The following is a 742-nucleotide window of genomic DNA, read 5'->3' on the forward strand; positions in this document are numbered from 1 at the left end:
GATGGGCACCAGGTACGGCTTCTTGCCGTTGCTGCGCAGGCGGTCGGCGAGGGCGTTGAGCTGGTCGTCGACGTTGTCCAGGTTCTCCACCAACTCGACCTTGGCGTCGAACAGCTCCAGCAACAGGCGGTTGCCGTTGGCCAGGTAGTTGGGGTCTTCGGTGCCCGTCGGGTTTTCCAGCAGGGCAACGCAGCCCAGGCCCAGCTTGGCGGCCAGTGCGGCGGTTTGGCGTACATGGTTGGACTGGATCGCGCCGGCGGTCACCAGGGTGTCGGCACCCTGGGCCAGCGCATCGGCGGCAAGGTATTCGAGTTTGCGCAGCTTGTTGCCGCCCATCGCCAGCGGCGTGGTGTCGTCGCGTTTGACGTAGACGTCACGCCCCAGCCAGGCCGACAGCCGCTCGAGTTTTTCCAGGGCGGTGGCGCCGCCCAGCAGTTCCAGACGGTTAAAGCGGTCGAGCTGTTGTTTGATCATGGCTACGCACGGGTGGTCAGAGATGCTGGGACTATAGGCAGGCACTTTTGCGTCGGCAACCGCCAATCGCTTATGTCGACGGGTTATTAGCATTGCACTATTGGTTCTTAAGGACGCTCAGGTTCCTTGCCGTAAAGTGATGGGCATTTCGTCAGGAGTGAAGACCGTGAGTGAGCGTTCCAGTCATTGGCAATTACAGACCATCGTCAGCCAGCTGCGCAGCGCCCGGGACCAGTGGCGCACCCGCAACGGCCGGGTCAGCGGCGAG

General features: G+C 62.7%; 1 protein-coding gene and 1 pseudogene. One reads left to right on the forward strand and one right to left on the reverse strand.

All coding sequences use genetic code 11. The features are described 5' to 3' along the window. Window positions 1–474 (reverse strand): pyridoxal-phosphate dependent enzyme (locus HX846_RS38405; protein WP_178967602.1); only part of this gene is annotated, 474 nt, incomplete at its 3' end. Window positions 475–640: 166 nt separating this feature from the next. Here HX846_RS38405 and HX846_RS38410 point away from each other — a divergent pair. Continuing rightward, window positions 641–742: pseudogene (locus HX846_RS38410) on the forward strand (serine acetyltransferase); the annotation flags it as partial.

It is taken from the genome of Pseudomonas sp. K5002 (genome assembly GCF_013386655.1).
Lineage (GTDB): Bacteria > Pseudomonadota > Gammaproteobacteria > Pseudomonadales > Pseudomonadaceae > Aquipseudomonas.